Raw genomic sequence first — 16994 nt, 5'->3', positions numbered from 1 at the left:
AAGTGCGGTGCCTTCGCCGCACCGTGCTGTTCGAGCCGGTCGTCGGGCTGCTGTGACGCCAGCTCCCGGCGGGGTGCCGTGGGGCACTGCATCCCGCTCGCGGAGCTCAGCCGGGACGGTCCCAGGCGGTGCCCGGCTGCCGGCGTGTGAGGAGTCGCGGATATGCGCCCGTCGCCTGCTGGGACCCTCGGGCAGAAGCCGGTCGGCAGCGTGCGGGGCGAACCCGGCGAGGCGTCCGCCACCGGCCGGCGCGAGCGTCAGGCCTCGCCCATGACCGCTGCTCGGGCGTTCGTCTCCCGCTCGACCGTGCGGCGGATCACGGTGCGCGCACGCTGATCCGGCCGCCCGGTCTCTCGGGGAGCGCGTCCGCAAGGGCGGTCGGGAGGGACACGCTCACCCGCACTCACCGCAGCCGCATTCCGCTCATCCCCCGTGACCGGGCTCCTTCGCCAGCTCGGCGTTGAACTGGGCGCCGACCAGCAGTGCCAGGTTGGACAGCCACAACCAGATCAGGAAGACCACGACGCCCGCGAGCGAGCCGTACAGACGGCTGTACGTCCCGACATGCGAGGTGTACAGGGCGAACCCGAGAGAGACGGCCAGCAGAAGGGCCACCGCCAAGGTGCCGCCGGGCGCCATCCGCCCGACGGGGCGGGAGCACCCCGGGCCCGAACGGTACAGAACGAGTACCAGGGCGATGGCCACCGCGGCGATGACCGGCCACCGCAGGGTGTCCCAGGCGGCCTGCGGTCCGGTGCCGAGATCCATCGCGCTGCCCAGACGCCGGACGAGGCCTCCGCTGAGCAGCAGGGCGAGGGTCGACGTGAGGAGCAGGGCGAGCAGCACCAGGGCCGTGGCGACGATGCGCGGAGCGGTACGCCAGACCGGCCGGTCCGCGTCGATGCGGTGCATGGAGTACAGCGCCCGACGGAAGACGCTCAGATAGCTGCACCCCGACCACAGGGCACCCGTCCCTCCGGCGAAGATCAGCGTCCACGCCGTCGACTCCTGCCCGGCCATCTGCCGCAGGGTGCCGCGCAGCAGAGCACGGGACGCGGCGGGAGTGGCCTGCACCATGCGGTCAATGACGCCCGGCTCGGCGGTGGGCATGGCCAGACCGAGAATCGACAGGATCACCAGCAGCGACGGGAACAGGGCCAGAACCGCGTAATAGGTCAGCGCCGCGGCCCAGTCGGTGACGTCGTCGTTCCAGACGGCCACCGGCGTCCGGCGCAGCGCCGTCCACCACCGGGCGGTACGACCGTCTGCGTCATCCATGGCAGGACTCTCTGTCGGTGCTGGCGGAGAGGGCGGCGTTGTCGGTGTGTCGTGGTCGCCGCGCCGCCTCGTGCGTTTCACAGGAAGCGGCGGATCGGTCCGACCGCGGCTTCCCCGACGCGTTGCAGCACGGCCCGCCGTCTCCACCGATGGAGGTCGATGTCCACACTGCGCTCGAGGTCCGCCTCGTAGTCCCGGTCGAGGCAGGCGGTGAACTCCTCGTCCAGGACGGCGAGCATCACCTCTTCGTCGTGGTCCATGGACCGGCGGTTGAAGTTGGTGGATCCGATGAGCGAGGCCACCGAGTCCACGGTGATGATCTTGGCGTGCATCATGGTCGGCTGGTACTGACGTATGTGCACCCCGGCCCGCAACAGACGCGTGTAGTGGTGCCGGCCGGCCAGTTGGCAGGCGCGCTGGTCTGTGTGGGGACCGGGCAACAGGATCTCGACCCGCACGCCGCGACGAGCGGTCTCGCACAGCAGGTCGATGAAGTAGGCGTCTGGAGCGAAGTAGGCGGTGGCCAGCCTGAAGCGCTCCTCGGCGGAGCTGAGCATGATCCTGATGAGCGTCTGCATGTCCTGCCAGCCGATGCTGGCGGAGCCGCGGACGACCTGTACCGCCGACGACCCCGCCTGCGCGTGTTCCGTGAAGCGGTCCCGGGTGTCGAAGAGTTCGTCGTGGCACTCGGCCCAGTTCTGCGCGAACGCGGCCGCGATGCCGTCGACGGCCGGACCACGCACCTGGACGTGCGTGTCCCGCCACTCGGCGGGGTTGCGCGCGTCGCCGCACCATTCCTCGGCGATGCCGACGCCGCCGGTGAAGGCGGTGCCCTCGTCGACGACGAGGGCCTTGCGGTGGCAGCGGTGATTCTGCTTGAACGGCGACAGCCACGCCGGTTTGCGGAACCAGGCCACCTGTACGCCCGCGGCACTCATGAGATCCAGCAACCGCCGCTCGATCTCCTTGGCGCCGAAGCCGTCGAGCAGCAGTCGCACCCGTACCCCCGCGCGGGCGCGCTCGGCCAGCGCGTCGGCGAAGTCGTGGGCGATCTGCCCCCGCCAGTACACGAACGTCATCATGTCGATGGTGTGCCGGGCCGAGCGGATCGCCCCGAGCATCGCGGGGAAGATCTCGTCGCCGTTGCGCAGGGGCACCAGGTCGTTGCCCTCGGTGGCGGCCACGCCGATCAGTCGCTCCAGGCGACGGCGCAGCCGCTGCTTGCGCGCCTCCGGGTCGGGAGCGGTGTCCTGTGCGGAAGGTGCGGGTATGCCGCCGAGTGTCACGCCGGGTCTCCGAAGGGGTCATGAAGCGGGAACGTCACGGGGTCGAGCGAGCCCGAACAACACCTTCCCGGTGGACCCCGCGGCACACGATTACCCCGGCTCCGGGTTCCTGCGGCACGATGTCGCTGACACACCGCACCCTTGCGTGGCCCTTCTGGAGCCCTCGATCACACGCCCCCCGGGAGGCCCGCCGTATGAGGATCTCGCAACGCGCCCAGTCCGTCGCGCCGTTCTACGCCATGGAGTTCGGCAAGCATGCCGCGGCGCTGGAGGCCGAGGGGCAGCACGTCGTCAAGCTGAGTCTGGGGGAACCGGACTTCGGGGCGCCGCCGGCCGTGCTGGACGCGCTGCGGGGGGCCGTGGGGAGCAGGCCCATGACGTACACGGGGGCGCTCGGGCTGCCCGAACTGCGGCTGGCCATAGCGCGGTTCTACGGTGAGCGGCACGGCGTCGACGTCGATCCGGGCCGGGTCGTCATGACCGCAGGGGCGTCGGCCGCGCTGGTGCTGGGTGCCGCCGCGCTCGTCGATCCCGGGGACGAGGTGCTCATCGCCGACCCCTCGTACCCCTGCAACCGGCAGATCGCCGAGAGCTTCGGGGCGCGGGTCACGCTCGTGCCCACCAGCGCCGGGTCGCGGTACCAGCTGGACGCGGCCTCCGTACGGTCGTACTGGACGGACCGCACCCGCGGGATCATGGTCGCGAGCCCCTCCAACCCGACCGGCACCTCCGTCCCGGTCGACGAGCTGGCGGGCATCTGCGAGCTCGCCCGGGAGCGGGACGCCTGGCGGATCGTCGACGAGATCTACCTCGACCTCGGCGACCACGACGAGCACGGGCGGCCGCCGCGCAGTGTGCTGTCGTACGACCCGGAAGCCGTGGTCATCAACAGTTTCTCGAAGTACTTCGGGATGACCGGCTGGCGGCTGGGCTGGTGTGTGGTGCCCGAGGCGCTCGTACCCGCCCTGGAGCGGCTCGCCCAGAACTACATGATCTGTGCCTCCACCCCCGCCCAGTACGCCGCGCTCGCCTGCTTCACGCCCGAGTCGCTCGCCGTCTGCGAGGAGCGGCGGGCCGAGTTCGGGCGGCGGCGGGCCCTTGTCCTGGACGGCCTCGAGCAGATCGGGCTGCCGGTGCCCGTGCCGCCGGACGGGGCCTTCTACGTCTACTTCGACGTCAGCGGCACCGGGCTCACCTCGTGGGAGTTCTGCGGGCGGGCGCTGCGGGAGGCGCACGTCGCGCTCACGCCGGGGCGGGACTTCGGGGTGGCCACCGCCGACACGCATGTACGGCTGTCCTACGCGGCCTCGGCCGAGGAACTGCGCGAGGGGATCGCGCGGCTCGGGAAGTTCATGGCCACGCTCGCCTAGACATCGCTTGCCCAGGCATGGCACGGGGGCCGGTCCGTGTGGACCGGCCCCCGCGTCAGGCAGATGCTCAGACCAGGTCGAAGCGGTCCAGGTTCGAGACCTTGACCCACGCGTCGACGAAGTCCTTCACGAACTTCTCCTTCGCGTCGTCGCTCGCGTAGACCTCGGCCAGCGCGCGCAGCTCGGAGTTGGAGCCGAAGACCAGGTCGGCACGGGTGCCGGTCCACTTCAGCTTGCCCGTCTCCGCGTCACGGCCCTCGAAGGCCGTCTGGTCCTCGGAGGTGGATTTCCACGTCGTGCCCAGGTCGAGCAGGTTGACGAAGAAGTCGTTGGTCAGGACGCCCGGACGGTCGGTGAAGACGCCGTGCGCCGTGCCGCCCTGGTTGGCGCCGAGAACACGCAGACCACCGACGAGGACGGTCATCTCGGGGGCGCTCAGGGTGAGGAGGTTCGCCTTGTCGAGCAGCAGGTACTCGGCCGGCAGGCGGTTGCCCTTGCCGAGGTAGTTGCGGAAGCCGTCCGCGACCGGCTCCAGCGCCGCGAAGGACTCGACGTCGGTGTGCTCCTCGGTGGCGTCCACACGGCCCGGCGTGAAGGGGACCTCCACGTAGTAGCCGGCGTCCTTGGCGGCCTGCTCGACCGCCGCGGCACCCGCGAGGACGATCAGGTCGGCCAGGGAGACCTTCTTGGCACCGGTGTTGAAGTCGGCCTGGATGCCCTCCAGGACGCGCAGCACCTGGGTGAGCTGCTCGGGGTCGTTGACCTCCCAGCCGCGCTGCGGCTCCAGGCGGATGCGGGCGCCGTTGGCACCGCCGCGCTTGTCGCTGCCGCGGAAGGTGGACGCCGAGGCCCACGCGGTGGAGACGAGCTGCGAGACCGTGAGGCCGGTCTCCAGGACCTTGGCCTTCAGGGACGCGATGTCGCCGGCGTCGATGGTCTCGCCGTCGGCCTGCGGCAGCGGGTCCTGCCACAGCAGCGTCTCCGCCGGGACCTCCGGGCCGAGGTACAGGGACTTCGGGCCCAGGTCACGGTGGGTCAGCTTGTACCAGGCGCGGGCGAAGGCGTCCGCGAACTGGTCCGGGTTCTCGTGGAAGCGCTTGGAGATCTCGCCGTAGATCGGGTCGAAGCGCAGCGAGAGGTCGGTGGTGAGCATCGTGGGCCGACGCTTCTTCGACGTGTCGTGGGCGTCCGGGATGATCTCCTGCGAGTCCTTGGCCACCCACTGGTTGGCACCGGCGGGGCTCTGGGTGAGCTCCCACTCGTAGCCGAAGAGGATGTCGAAGAAGTCGTTGCTCCACTGGGTGGGCTTGGTGGTCCAGGTGACCTCGAGACCGGAGGTGATGGCGTCGCCGCCCTTGCCGGTGCCGTAGGTGGACTTCCAGCCCAGGCCCTGCTCCTCCATGGAGGCGGCCTCGGGGTCGTTGCCGACCGCGTCGGCCGGGCCCGCGCCGTGGGTCTTGCCGAAGGTGTGGCCACCGGCGATGAGGGCGACGGTCTCCTCGTCGTTCATCGCCATGCGGCGGAACGTCTCGCGGATGTCGCGGGCCGCGGCCAGCGGGTCCGGGTTGCCGTTGGGGCCCTCGGGGTTGACGTAGATGAGGCCCATCTGGACCGCGCCGAGCGGGTTCTCCAGCTCACGGTCGCCGGTGTAGCGCTGGTCGTCGAGCCAGGTGGTCTCGGGACCCCAGTAGACGTCCTCGTCGGCCTCCCAGACGTCGGCGCGGCCGCCGGCGAAGCCGAAGGTCTCGAAGCCCATGGTCTCCAGGGCGACGTTGCCGGTGAGGATCATGAGGTCGGCCCAGGAGATGGACTGGCCGTACTTCTTCTTCACCGGCCACAGCAGACGGCGGGCCTTGTCCAGGTTGCCGTTGTCCGGCCAGCTGTTCAGCGGCGCGAAGCGCTGCTGGCCGCGGCCGCCACCGCCGCGGCCGTCGCTGATGCGGTAGGTGCCGGCGCTGTGCCAGGCCATCCGGATCATCAGCGGGCCGTAGTTGCCGAAGTCCGCGGGCCACCAGTCCTGCGAGGTGGTCAGCACCTCGGCGATGTCCCGCTTCACGGCGTCCAGGTCGAGGGCCTGGAACGCCTCGGCGTAGTCGAAGTCCGCACCCAGCGGGTTCGCCACGACCGGGTCCTTGGCGAGGATCTTCAGGTTGAGCCGCTCCGGCCACCACTGGCGGTTGCCGCCGCCCTGGGTGGGGTGCGCGGCGCGCCCGTGCGCGACCGGGCAGCCATCGGTGCCCTCGGGCTTGGGGTCGGTGACGATTGCGTCGTGGTTCTCAGACATGGAAGTCCTTCCGAACTGGGTGGATCACGGTGCTGAAGTAAGCCTTGATCAGGGTGCTGAAGTAAGCCTCTGGGCGGAGCAGTCGGGGCACAGGCCCCAGTAGATGACCTCGGCCTCGTCGATCGAGAAGCCGCGGTCGTCGGAAGCCGTCAGGCAGGGCGCGTGACCGACGGCACAGTCGACGTCGACGACGGCCCCGCACGACCGGCAGACCAGGTGATGGTGGTTGTCCCCGACCCGTCCCTCGAACCGTGCCGCGCTGCCGGGCGGCTCGAGGCGGCGCACGAGACCCGCCGCGGTGAGCGAGTGCAGGGCCTCGTACACGGCCTGGAGGGATATGTGGCCGAGGCGGTCGCGCACACCTGTGGCGATCGCGTCGGCCGGGAGGTGGTCACCGGCCCGGACGGTCTCGAGCAGTGCGACGCGCGCGGCCGTCACCCGCAGGCCGGCACCGCGCAGCTCATCGGCGGTGTTCGGAAGCTGGGGGGCGGTCATGCGACCAACCTACCCCCACAAACACGAATGGTTCAAGAAATGGAACCGTTCCAAATTTGTGGCGCGTCGGATCGGGGGCCCATCTCAGCCACGAAGGCGCTCACAACACTGGCCGCTCCGGTGTGCGGCCGGTGTAACCCCTGATGAACGGCACGGGAGACATCTGTGTAATGGGCGTTTCGTACGGTCGGGGGAGATCGAGTCGGCTGAGCTCAGGAGGCGTGCCCGTGGTACGGACGGTCTGCTCGTACTGCGGTGTGGGCTGCGGCCTGGTCCTCGACATCGGGACCGGCCCGGACGGACGGCGTACGGTCCTGAAGGCGTCCGGCGACAAGGAGCACCCCGCCAACTTCGGCAAGCTCTGCACCAAGGGCGCGACCACCGCCGACCTGCTCGCGGCACCGGGGCGACTGTCCACGGCCCTGGTCCGGCCCGAGCGGGGCGAGGAGCCGGTGCCGGAAGCCGTCGGCGCGGCGATCACCGAGACGGCCCGGCGGCTGCGGGAGATCGTGGACGAGCACGGCCCCGACGCCGTCTCGCTCTATGTGTCCGGGCAGATGAGCCTGGAGGCCCAGTACCTGGCCAACAAGCTCGCCAAGGGATACCTGCGCACCAACCAGATCGAGTCGAACTCGCGGCTGTGCATGGCCAGCGCCGGCACCGGCTACAAGCTCTCGCTCGGCGCGGACGGGCCGCCCGGCTCGTACCAGGACTTCGAGCGGGCCGACCTGTTCTTCGTCATCGGCTCCAACATGGCCGACTGCCATCCCATCCTGTTCCTCCGGATGATGGAGCGGGTGAAGTCGGCGGGCGCCAAGGTGATCGTCGTCGACCCGCGGCGCACCGCCACGGCCGCGAAGGCGGACCTGTACCTCCAGATCAAGCCGGGCACCGACCTCGCGCTGCTCAACGGCCTGCTGCATCTGCTGCACGCGAACGGCGACATCGACCCCGACTTCATCGCCGCCCACACCGAGGGCTGGGAGGCGATGCCGGAGTTCCTCGCCGACTACCCGCCCGCCACGGTGGCCGCCATGACCGGCCTCGCCGAGGAGGACATCCGGGAGGCGGCGCGACTCATCGGCTCGGCAGGCGAGTGGATGAGCCTGTGGACCATGGGGCTCAACCAGTCCACCCACGGCACCTGGAACACCAACGCCCTGGTCAACCTCCACCTCGCCACGGGCGCCCTGTGCCGCCCCGGCAGCGGCCCCTTCTCCCTCACCGGCCAGCCCAACGCCATGGGCGGCCGCGAGATGGGCTACATGGGACCGGGACTGCCCGGCCAGCGGTCCGTCCTCGTCGACGACGAGCGGGCCTTCATGGAGGAGCTCTGGGAGCTGCCCCCGGACACCCTGCGCGCCGACGGCGTCGGCAAGGGCACGGTCGAGATGTTCCAGAAGATGGCCGACGGCGAGATCAAGGCCTGCTGGATCATCTGCACCAACCCGGTCGCCTCCGTCGCCAACCGCCGCACCGTCATCGAGGGCCTGGAAGCCGCCGAATTCGTCGTCACGCAGGACGTCTTCGCCGACACCGAGACCAACGCGTACGCCGACGTCGTGCTCCCGGGTGCGCTGTGGACGGAGGGCGAGGGCGTCTTCGTCAACAGCGAGCGCAACCTCACGCTGACCCCCGCGGTGGCCGACCCGCCCGGCGAGGCGATGGCCGACTGGCGGATCATCGCCGCCGTCGCCTGCGAGATGGGCTACGAGAAGGGGTTCTCCTACGACAGCGCCGAGGACGTCTTCGAGGAGATCAAGCAGGCCTGGAACCCGAAGACGGGATGGGATCTGCGCGGGGTCTCCTACGAGCGGCTGCGGCAGACGCCGGTGCAGTGGCCCGCGGCGAGTCCGGACGGGCCGGACCGGAACCCGATCCGGTACGTGGGGGAGGACGGTTCGCTGACCTTCCCCACCGCGAGCGGGCGTGCCGTCTTCTACGCCCGGCCGCACATCCCGCCGGCCGAGATGCCGGACGACGACTACCCCTTCGTCCTGAACACCGGGCGGCTCCAGCACCAGTGGCACACGCTGACCAAGACGGCCAGGGTGGCGAAGCTGAACAAGCTGAACCCCGGGCCCTTCGTGGAGCTGCATCCGCAGGACGCGTCGGCCCTGGGAGTGGTCGACGGCGACTCGGTCGAGGTGGCCTCGCGGCGCGGGCGGGCCGTGCTGCCGGCCGTGGTGACGGACCGGGTGCGGCCGGGGTGCTGCTTCGCGCCCTTCCACTGGAACGACCTGTTCGGGGAGTACCTGAGCGTCAACGCGGTGACGAACGACGCCGTCGATCCGCTGTCGTTCCAGCCGGAGTTCAAGGTGTGCGCGGTGTCGCTGACGAAGGTGCCGACGCCGGTGGCCTTGCGGACCCCGGCGGCCGTGGTGGCTCCGGATTCGGCAACCGGGCATGAGGTCGCCGAGGTTGCTCCGGCCGCGTCCACGGTTGCGTCCACGGCCGCGTCCGTCTTCGGCCTCGACCCCGCACCGCCGCCCGTCCTCACCGCTCAGGAACGGCAGTACCTGGTCGGCTTCCTCGCCGGGGTCCCCGCGGGGGCGCCCGGGGTGCCGGTGCTGCCGCCCGACGCGCCCTTCAGCCCCGAACACGCCCTGTGGGTGAACGGCACACTCGCCGGGATGTACTCCCGGGCGGCGGCCACACAGCCCTCGGCCACACAACTGCGCCGTGAGGTCGTCATCCTGTGGGCCTCGCAGACCGGCAACGCCGAGGAGTTCGCGGCCGCCACCGCCGAGCGGCTCAAGACGGTCGGCCACCCCGCCTCCCTGCTCGGCATGGACGAGGCCGACCTCGGCGAACTGCCGCCCGGCGCCGACCTGTTGCTGATCACCAGCACCTTCGGCGACGGCGACGCCCCCGACAACGGCAGCGGTTTCTGGGAGACCCTGGCCGACCCCGGCACCCCCCGCCTGGAGGGCCGCCGGTACGCGGTGCTGGCCTTCGGTGACTCCTCGTACGACGACTTCTGCGGGCACGGCCGACGCCTTGACCAGCGTCTCGACGAACTGGGCGCGCTGCGGCTCGCCCCGCGCGCGGACTGCGAACCGGACTTCGAGGACGCGGCGCACGGCTGGCTGGACCGGGTCCTGACGGCCCTGTCCGACCAGGTCGAGGCACACTCCGGCACCTCGACGGCAGCCTCCGGTACGTCCGTCGCCCTCGCCGGTCCGACCGCGCGACCCGCCGCCCCCGCCCTGCCCGCCCTCCCCGTCACCCCGCCCCGCCCGAAGAAGCCCGCTCCCGTCCTCGCCCGACTCACCGGCAACCGCCTGCTGAGCCTGCCCGGCGCCGGCAAGGAGGTCCGCAGGTTCACCTTCGACACCCGGGACGCCGAGAGCCCGCTGCTGTACGAGGCGGGCGACGCCCTCGGCATCCGGCCGCTCAACTCGGCCGACCTGGTCGAGGAGTGGCTCGCGGTCACCGGTCTGGACGCCGGGGCCGCGGTGGACGTCAACGGCGTGGGCGAGGTCGCGCTCGGCGAGGCGTTCCGGCGCCACCTCGACATCACCAGGATCACCCCCGGCCTGCTCCGGTTCGTCGCCGAACGCACCGGCGACGCCAGGGAGTTGAAGAAGCTCCTGCGCCCGGACAACAAGGACGAACTCGCCAAGTGGGGCTGGGGCAGGCAGGCCGTGGACGTGATCACGGAGTGCGCCGTGAAGGCCGGCCCGCAGGAGTGGGCGCAGACCCTCGGACGCCTCCAGCCGCGCCTGTACTCCATATCGTCCAGCCCGCTGACCGACCCGCACCTCGTCTCGCTGACCGTCTCCGTGGTGCGCTACGAGAACCTGCACGGCAGGCCCCGCCAGGGCGTCTGCTCACCCTTCCTCGCCGACGCCGCCACGGACACCCCGGTGCCCGTCCACGTCCAGCGCTCCCCGCACTTCCGCCCGCCGGCCGACTCCGCCACGCCCATGGTCATGGTCGGCCCCGGCACCGGTGTCGCGCCCTTCGTCGGCTTCCTGGAGCAGCGCCGGGCGCTCGGCCACCGGGGCCCGAACTGGCTGTTCTTCGGCGAACAGCACAGGGCGACCGACTTCTACTACGAGGAGGAACTGACCGGCTTCCTCGCGGACGGCACCCTGGCCCGCCTGGACACCGCCTTCTCCCGCGATCAGCGCGCCAAGGTGTACGTCCAGGACCGGATGCGCGAGCACGGCCCGCTGCTGTGGTCCTGGCTCCAGGACGGCGCCCACTTCTATGTGTGCGGCGACGCCTCCCGCATGGCGAAGGACGTCGACCAGGCGCTCCGGGACATCGCGGCCCTCCACGGCGGCCTGGACGAGGCGGGCGCGGCGGCCTATGTGAAGCAACTGGCCGCCGAGAAGCGCTATGTACGTGACATCTACTGACCGCACCCCTGGGTGGGGCGTCGGCCACACGTGGCAGTATCGGTCGCCATGAGGGCGTCCCCAGCGGTCCGCAGCCTGCGCGCGGCGGTGTTCGCCGCGCTCTGTGTGCTGCTGGCTGCCGGAGGACACACACTGGCGACCGGCATGGCGCCGCCGCTGTGGACACAGGCGGCCGGGTTCGTACCGGTGTTCGCGGCCGGGTGGCTGCTCGGCGGCCGGGAACGGTCACTCGGGGCCATCGGCGCGGCGACGCTCACCTCCCAGGGCGGACTGCATCTGGCCTTCGGCTCGGCGCGACCCCACACGGTGATGGTCATGCACGGCGTGCGCATGACCCACACGCACGCGCACGCCCTGACCCCGCACGCCACCGCGGCCCACGTCTCGGCCGCCGTCCTGCTGACCTGGTGGCTGCGGCGCGGCGAGGCCGCCCTGTGGTCGCTCCTGCGCCGGGCGGCCACGCTCGTACCGGGCCTCGCGGCCTGGTGGCAGGGGTACGGCGAACCGGCCGCCCCGGACCCCGTCCGCCCACCGGCCGACGGCCCGCGCACCCCCCGCCCGGTCCTGCTCCGCCACACGGTCCACCGGCGCGGACCGCCCACGACGATCCCGCACGCGCTCTGACTAGCCCCCCTTCCCGTCAGTACGGAGATCCCTCACCCATGTCCTCAGCACGCACCGCCCTGCGCCGCGCCGGTCTCGGCAGCGCCCTCGCCGCCTGCGCCGTCCTCACCGCCGCGGGCGTCGCCTCCGCGCACGTCACCGTCCACCCCGACAGCTACGCCAAGGGCGCCACCGACGGCGCCCTGACCTTCCGGGTCCCCGACGAGAGCGACACCGCGAGCACCACGAAGGTCCAGCTGTTCCTGCCCACCGACCACCCCCTGCTCGGCGTGCTCGTCTCCCCGCACGACGGCTGGACCGCCGAGGTCACCGACACCAAGCTCAAGACGCCGGTCAAGACGGACGACGGCACGATCACCGACGCGGTCTCCGAGATCACCTGGACGGGCGGGAAGATCGGTCCCGGCCATTACGAGGACTTCGACGTCGCCTTCGGTCAACTTCCCGACAACACCGCCCAGTTGACCTTCAAGACCCTGCAGACCTACTCCGACGGCAAGGTCGTCCGCTGGATCGAGGAGGCCGCCCAGGGCGACGACGAGCCGGAGAACCCGGCGCCGGTCCTCAAGCTGACGGCGGGCACGACCGCGTCGGCCACCGCGTCGAAGACCTCTGCCGCCGCGCCTGCCAAGGCCTCCGCGAGCGACTCCACCGCCCGTGGTCTCGGCGTCGCCGGACTCGTCGTGGGCGTCCTGGGGCTGGCGGCCGGCGCCTTCGCCGTCGTACGGAGCCGCCGTGCGCGCTGAGCGGGGACCTGCGGATTTCCGTACCCACAGGTGACGACGGGTGCCCGGATGGGAGGATGAGGCGCCATGACTGCTGGGTGGTGTGCACGCACAGTACGGGCCGCGGTGTTCGCGGCCGTCTGTGTGCTGCTCGCCGCCCTGGGCCACGTCCTCATGTCCGGCGCCCAGGTGCCGGGCCGGACACTGACCGCGGGCCTGGCCGCGACCGGGTGCGCGGGCTGGTGTCTGGCCGGCCGTGAACGCGGGCTGCCGCTGATCGTGGCCGTCGTGGTCGGCGCCCAGACGGCCCTCCACGCGGCGTTCTCCCTCGCGCAACCCACAGCGGCGGCGCAGGACATGGGCGGGATGCACACGGAGTCCATGCACATGAGCGGCATGGACTCCGCCGATGCGGCCTCCATGGGGACCTCGTCGGGTGTCGGCGCCCTGTCGTTCCTCGTGCCCTTCGGGATGTACGCCGCCCACCTGCTCGCCGCACTCCTGACCGGCCTCTGGCTGGCGTACGGCGAGCGGGCCGCGTTCCGCATCCTGCGGGCTGTCGCGGCACGGCTGGTCGCCCCGCTGCGGCTGCTGCTCGCCCTGCCCGCCACCCCGCACCGCCCGCGTCCGCGGGCATGCCGGCCCCGTTCGCAGCGGGAGCCGCGCCTCCTCCTTCTCGGCCACGCGATCAGCCATCGCGGTCCGCCTCCGGGGATCGCTGTCGCCTGACGACAGCCAGTGCGCCGAGGCCGCCCCTGCGCGACTCGGCCCCCGGCCGTACGCCCACGTGCACTCCACGCCGGCGCCGTACGACCGCGTCTCCTCACCGGACCACCCCGCGCCCCCGTGTGCACAGCCGGCGGTCCGGATCACGGCTGACCCGAGAAGGACACCTGGTGATCACTTCCGCCCCGCCCGCCCCGGCCGACCCCCGCGCTCACCGGGAGTCCGCCGACGCCACGGCCACCGCCTGGGCGCTCGCCGCCCGTGCCGGTGACACCGACGCCGTCGAGCAGTTCGTCCGCGCGCTCCACCATGACGTGCTGCGCTATGTCTCCTACCTCTGCGCCGACCCCCAGGCCGTGGACGACCTGGCCCAGGACACGTTTCTGCGGGCGCTCGGCAGCCTGCACCGGTTCGAGGGGCGGTCCTCGGCGCGGGCCTGGCTCCTTTCCATCGCCCGCCGTGCGGTGATCGACGGGTTCCGCCATGCCGCGGCCCGGCCCCGCCGGTACGACGGTTCCGACTGGCAGGCCGCGGCCGAGCGCGCCCAACCGCGGGGCGTGCCCGGCTTCGACGACGGGATAGCGCTGCTCGACCTGTTGGCCGCGCTACCGGACGAGCGGCGCGAGGCGTTCGTGCTGACGCAGATGCTGGGGCTGTCCTACGAGGAGGCGGCCGTGGTGAGCGGGTGTCCTGTGGGGACGGTGCGGTCCCGGGTGGCGCGGGCCAGGGGAGTGCTGATGGAACTGGCGGGCTGAGAGCGCCTACGGCGGTGCCGCTCCCCCGGGGAAGGTCCGGTCACCGCTTGTTCCGGAGGTACCGGGCCGCCGTGGCCGCCGCGGCCAGACCTGCGAGCCCTGCCCCGGCCAGGGTCAGCGCCCTGGCCCTGCGGCTCGGGCCGGCCGGCCTCGCGCCCGGCGCCACACCGTACGCGCTGCCCGGTGCCCCCGGGATCGCGCTCGCCAGCAGCTGCGAGCACGCCGCAGACGAGGATCGACGCGTAACAGGCCGAGATGACCGCGGCCACGGCGGGCCGGTGGGTGGCCGCCTGCGTCCACACCTCGCGCGTGCCGATGAACAGGCTGACGTCCGCGAGCAGCGTCAGGACGCGATGCCACTGCGTGGGAGGTTCCGGGGCGGTGGACACCGCCGGCTGGGTCGGCCGGGCGGGCGCCGACAGCTGAGTATCTGCCAGGAGCACGCCACCGGACGCTAATCGGACCCGGTGAGCGAGGTGGCGACGGAGGCCAAGAGTCCGGTGTGAGGGGGGTAAGACCCTTTCGTCCGGTCGGGGGTGACGTGATGTGTCCGCCGAGTCCGTCGCGGACCGTGTCGTTGTTGGGCCGAACGGGTGACTTGGCGTAAGAATTGGCTGGTGCAGGCATCGAAGGCAAGTCGGAGCGGGGGCAGCCGGTGAACAGGTACGACGTCACCGATGAACAGTGGGAGGGGCTCGCCCAGGTCGTTCCGTTGCGCGGACGGGACGCGTGGCCGTCCGCGGTCGACCACCGGTCCGTGCCGGAGGCCGAGACCGAGGCCCGGCGCCGGTTCGTGGTCCTGCGGATCAACGTCTTCGCGGACGCCCGCGAGGTCGCCGAGACCCTGATGGCGGGCATCCCCGTCCTCCTCGACCTCACCAGCGCGGAGACGGACGTCGCCAAGCGGGTCCTCGACTTCAGCACGGGCGTCGTGTTCGGACTGGCCAGCGGAATGCACCGGGTGGACCGGAACGTGTTCCTGCTCACCCCGGCCGGCACCGAGGTGACGGGGCTGATGGAGAGCGCGGGGATGCCGGGGGCTTAGCGGTTGGTTGGGGGCGGGCCGGCTCGATCGCGGGGCCGGCTTGGTGGTCCGGGATCGAGCCCGTTCCGGCCTCGGGTCGGTCGGTGCGGGAGGGGGCCGGTCGTTGGGGGCGGCCTGGTGGTGCGGTGGCGGGCCCGTTGTGGGGGCTGGTCGGTCGGGTGTGGCGGCGAGTCGGTCGTGGGACTGGTCTGCCGGTATGGAGCGGATGGGGTGCCGGTCCGGTCGGTCGCTGCGGGAGCGGGCTGGTCGTGGGGGCGGCCTGGCGGGCCGGTTGTGGAGCGGGTCGTCGGTGTGGGAGCGGGCCGGTCGTCGGGCTGGTCTGCTGGTGCGGTAGTGAGGTTGGCACGCTGGTTCGACGGTGCTGCGGTTGGGGGGCTGGTCGGCCGACATAGGGGCGGGCCCCTTCCGGGCGGACGTCACGGCCGGCCGGAGTGGCGTTCGCTCGTTCGTGGGAAGGCCGCGACGGAGGAACGGTTCGCCCCGTGGCGGGGTCCTACGGTCCGGATATGCGTGTGTCCCCCACCTCCTCCGTCGTGCCGGCCCAGTCCGCTTCGCCGCTCGCGGAGTCGCCGCAGCGACGGCCCGACCGGCCCTGTCTCACCGAGCTGCGGCTCTCCGCGTACGCCGGCCACCGGCGGGCCGGGCTGCCGCTCGGGCCGCTGACCCTGTTCGCAGGGCCCAGCGGGAGCGGCAAGACGAGCGCGCTCCGGGCGTACGAGGCGCTCGCGCGACTCGGTGGCGGTGCGAGCCTCGATGAGGTGTTCCCGTACCCCCTCTCGTGCGTCCCCGACCGAGCCCGCCCCGACGCTCAGCGCCGCCGCGGCTTCCGGATCGGCTGCACGGCCGACGGGCCCGAAGGTCCGGTCCGGCTCGACGTCGCCGTCCAGGCCGAGCCGGAACTGCGCATCGTGGGGGAGCGGTTGACCTCCGGCGGGCTGGTCCTGCTGGAGACCGCCCTGCGCGACCCGTCCCGCCGATCCGTACAGGCCGCCTGGCACACCGCCGGGACCGCGCCGGTCACCCGCGCCCCGCTCCCGGACGACCAGCTCGGCACCCCCCTGCTGCCGTTGCGCGTGGCCGGCAAGACGGACGGACAGCGGCGCGTTCTCGCCGCCGCCGAACAGATGGTCGTCGCCCTGCGCTCCGTCTTCGGCTGCGACCCACGGCCCGGACGCATGCGCCTGCCCGTCCCGACCGGTTCCGGACGGCTGCTCGGCGGCTGCGACAACCTCGCCGACGTCCTGTGGCGCACCCGCACGGAGTGCGGCCGACGGCACGCGCAACTCGTCGCCGCGGTACGCGCCGGATGCGCGGGACCGGTCGCCGACGTGCTCGCCGAACTCCTGCCCGCCGACATGGTCCGGGCCCTGCTCGACCGCGGGGACGGCAGCCGGACGGAGCTCGGGCGGCTGGGCGACGGCGAGTTGAGGTATCTCGCCCTCGCCCTGGTGCTGCTCACCGGCCCCGGAGTGCTGGAGGTCGACCCGGCCGGTGAGGTGCCCGCGGCGATGCAGACGCTCACCGTGCTTGCCGACAACCTCGACCGGAGCCTGGACCCACGGCAGCGGACCGAACTGCTGCGGCTGGCCGTGCGGATGTGCGAGCGCGGGCACATCAGGCTTGTCGGCGCGGTGAGCGACGCCTCGTGGGCCACGGGGGTGGACGGCGTCACGGTGGTACACCTGGAGCCGTGACCGAACCTCTCGACGTGGCGAAACTGCAGCGCAGGCTGGCCGACTTCGCGGCGGCCCGCGACTGGCAGCCCTACCACACCCCCAAGAACCTCGTCGCCGCGCTCAGTGTGGAGGCGTCCGAACTGGTGGAGATCTTCCAGTGGCTGACGCCCGAGGAGTCGACGCGGGTCATGGACGACCCCGACACCGCGCACCGCGTCACGGACGAGATCGCCGACGTGCTCGCGTATCTGCTCCAGCTGTGCGAGGTGCTCGGCGTCGATCCGCTGGCCGCACTGGACGCGAAGATCGACCGCAATGAACGGCGGTTTCCGGCGCCGTGAGGAAGGGATCAGTCCCCTTTCA

General features: G+C 72.0%; 14 protein-coding genes and 1 pseudogene. 10 read left to right on the top strand and 5 right to left on the bottom strand.

The features are described 5' to 3' along the window. Positions 1–162: 162 nt before the first annotated feature. Entirely contained in the window at positions 163–336 is a 174-nt protein-coding gene (locus ACZ39I_RS30695; protein ID WP_467248048.1) for a hypothetical protein, read from the top strand. Between the two features lie 87 nt (positions 337–423). Here the strand turns inward: ACZ39I_RS30695 and ACZ39I_RS30690 are convergent, their stop codons facing one another. Next, positions 424–1278 (bottom strand): YihY/virulence factor BrkB family protein, encoded by an 855-nt coding sequence (locus tag ACZ39I_RS30690; protein WP_467248046.1) that lies wholly within the window; start codon positions 1276–1278, stop codon positions 424–426. Positions 1279–1355: 77 nt separating this feature from the next. After that, the gene (locus tag ACZ39I_RS30685; RefSeq protein WP_467248044.1) at positions 1356–2564 is read right to left on the bottom strand and encodes a phospholipase D-like domain-containing protein; all 1209 of its coding nucleotides are present in this window, start codon (positions 2562–2564) and stop codon (positions 1356–1358) included. A 194-nt stretch (positions 2565–2758) separates the two neighbouring features. Between ACZ39I_RS30685 and ACZ39I_RS30680 the strand changes: the two genes are divergently transcribed. Beyond that, positions 2759–3934 carry a pyridoxal phosphate-dependent aminotransferase gene (locus tag ACZ39I_RS30680; protein WP_467248043.1) on the top strand — a complete coding sequence of 392 codons (1176 nt, stop codon included), beginning with the start codon at positions 2759–2761 and terminating at the stop codon, positions 3932–3934. A 67-nt stretch (positions 3935–4001) separates the two neighbouring features. Here ACZ39I_RS30680 and katG read toward each other — a convergent pair whose 3' ends face one another. Next, a complete protein-coding gene (katG, locus tag ACZ39I_RS30675) occupies positions 4002–6218 on the bottom strand; it encodes a catalase/peroxidase HPI (RefSeq protein ID WP_467248041.1) in 2217 nt (738 codons plus the stop codon). 48 nt (positions 6219–6266) lie between these two features. After that, positions 6267–6713, bottom strand: coding sequence for a Fur family transcriptional regulator (locus ACZ39I_RS30670; protein ID WP_352382200.1), 447 nt, complete (start codon positions 6711–6713; stop codon positions 6267–6269). A gap of 170 nt (positions 6714–6883) precedes the next feature. On the opposite strand from ACZ39I_RS30670, the gene ACZ39I_RS30665 reads away from it, so the two are divergent. The 5 genes from ACZ39I_RS30665 to ACZ39I_RS30645 all read left to right on the top strand — a co-directional run bounded on the left by ACZ39I_RS30665 (position 6884) and on the right by ACZ39I_RS30645 (position 13910). Further along, positions 6884–11080, top strand: a complete 4197-nt coding sequence (locus ACZ39I_RS30665; RefSeq protein ID WP_467248039.1) for a molybdopterin-dependent oxidoreductase — start codon at positions 6884–6886, stop codon at positions 11078–11080. 48 nt (positions 11081–11128) lie between these two features. After that, positions 11129–11704 (top strand): hypothetical protein, encoded by a 576-nt coding sequence (locus ACZ39I_RS30660; protein WP_467248037.1) that lies wholly within the window; start codon positions 11129–11131, stop codon positions 11702–11704. Positions 11705–11742: 38 nt separating this feature from the next. Further along, the gene (locus ACZ39I_RS30655; protein WP_467248035.1) at positions 11743–12450 is read left to right on the top strand and encodes a YcnI family copper-binding membrane protein; all 708 of its coding nucleotides are present in this window, start codon (positions 11743–11745) and stop codon (positions 12448–12450) included. A 66-nt stretch (positions 12451–12516) separates the two neighbouring features. Next, positions 12517–13158, top strand: a complete 642-nt coding sequence (locus ACZ39I_RS30650; RefSeq protein WP_467248030.1) for a hypothetical protein — start codon at positions 12517–12519, stop codon at positions 13156–13158. Between the two features lie 167 nt (positions 13159–13325). Beyond that, positions 13326–13910 (top strand): sigma-70 family RNA polymerase sigma factor, encoded by a 585-nt coding sequence (locus tag ACZ39I_RS30645; protein ID WP_467248028.1) that lies wholly within the window; start codon positions 13326–13328, stop codon positions 13908–13910. Between the two features lie 197 nt (positions 13911–14107). Here the strand turns inward: ACZ39I_RS30645 and ACZ39I_RS30640 are convergent. Continuing rightward, a pseudogene (locus ACZ39I_RS30640) lies at positions 14108–14299 on the bottom strand (hypothetical protein); the annotation flags it as partial. A gap of 266 nt (positions 14300–14565) precedes the next feature. On the opposite strand from ACZ39I_RS30640, the gene ACZ39I_RS30635 reads away from it, so the two are divergent. The 3 genes from ACZ39I_RS30635 to ACZ39I_RS30625 all read left to right on the top strand — a co-directional run bounded on the left by ACZ39I_RS30635 (position 14566) and on the right by ACZ39I_RS30625 (position 16972). Continuing rightward, entirely contained in the window at positions 14566–14955 is a 390-nt protein-coding gene (locus tag ACZ39I_RS30635) for a cell division protein SepF (protein ID WP_352382185.1), read from the top strand. Between the two features lie 506 nt (positions 14956–15461). Next, positions 15462–16649 (top strand): AAA family ATPase, encoded by a 1188-nt coding sequence (locus ACZ39I_RS30630; RefSeq protein ID WP_467248026.1) that lies wholly within the window; start codon positions 15462–15464, stop codon positions 16647–16649. Continuing rightward, entirely contained in the window at positions 16646–16972 is a 327-nt protein-coding gene (locus tag ACZ39I_RS30625; protein WP_355734600.1) for a nucleotide pyrophosphohydrolase, read from the top strand. The genes ACZ39I_RS30630 and ACZ39I_RS30625 overlap by 4 nt, the downstream gene beginning before the upstream one ends. Positions 16973–16994 lie beyond the last annotated feature (22 nt).

This window comes from Streptomyces sp. NPDC024687 (genome assembly GCF_055559055.1).
The sequence above is the reverse complement of the archived record's forward strand: the minus strand, read 5'-3'. Positions and strand labels throughout refer to the sequence as shown.